This window comes from Candidatus Symbiothrix dinenymphae (assembly GCF_001431085.1).
In genome coordinates, this window is record NZ_BBRU01000158.1 from 1 (window position 1) to 748 (window position 748).

Sequence of the window (748 nt, forward strand, 5' to 3'; positions counted from 1 at the left end):
AAAATAACAAATTACTACTCGATATATGACCTTATATATGACCCTATAGTAGTGAGCGATACCACAGCAAAATACAGGGGGTGGGATAGTTGGAGTCTGGGCGCGTACAAGAATGGAAAGCCAGTAGGTTATTTTCGCTGTTTGTCTTCCGCTACACCACGGGATGAACTAAATAATGGGAGAGTTGTTTTTGTGGCTGATTTTATGTACTTGAATAAAAGTGTCAGCATAATTGGTAAATATGATTATGATTATGGTGATGAGTACTCACTGGTATACAATATGGTATTAAAAAAAGGATGGAACATACATATAGTACAAGTTCCAGATAATACTGGGAATAGGAATCTATTCTCCATAGACACATACCCGGGCGACACAAACGAACTAAAATGGTATTTTTTCCTTCCTGGTGAATGGTAAATAATCATCTTTTTTTTACATCGCTATTCAAAATATCTTCGTTTTCTCTGGCTTACGCAAAAAAACGACTGCTCGAAACCTCCCGCGCCCCGTCCGGCAACTCCTCAATATGAACCAGCACGGTATCTTCGGGCAATAATGCGCGCACTTTGTCCGCCCATTCGATGAAACAGACGGCTCCACTGTTGAAATAGTCGCTTGCTCCAATCGCTTCGGCTTCGTCCACACCATTGATGCGGTAAAAATCGAAATGATAAATCAGCTCCGCAGTGCGCTCAGAGCAATATTCATTCACAATAGCAAACGTAGGGCTATTGATAACATC

2 protein-coding genes are annotated in these 748 nt (G+C 41.0%); one reads left to right on the forward strand and one right to left on the reverse strand.

Annotated features, from left to right (window positions below):
- Positions 1-423, forward strand: a 423-nt coding sequence (locus ASC50_RS07460) for a hypothetical protein (protein WP_226995345.1), incomplete at its 5' end; no start/stop codon positions are given.
- Positions 424-475: 52 nt separating this feature from the next.
- Here ASC50_RS07460 and tsaE read toward each other — a convergent pair.
- Positions 476-748 (reverse strand): tRNA (adenosine(37)-N6)-threonylcarbamoyltransferase complex ATPase subunit type 1 TsaE (tsaE, locus tag ASC50_RS02420; RefSeq protein WP_082592042.1); only part of this gene is annotated, 273 nt, incomplete at its 5' end.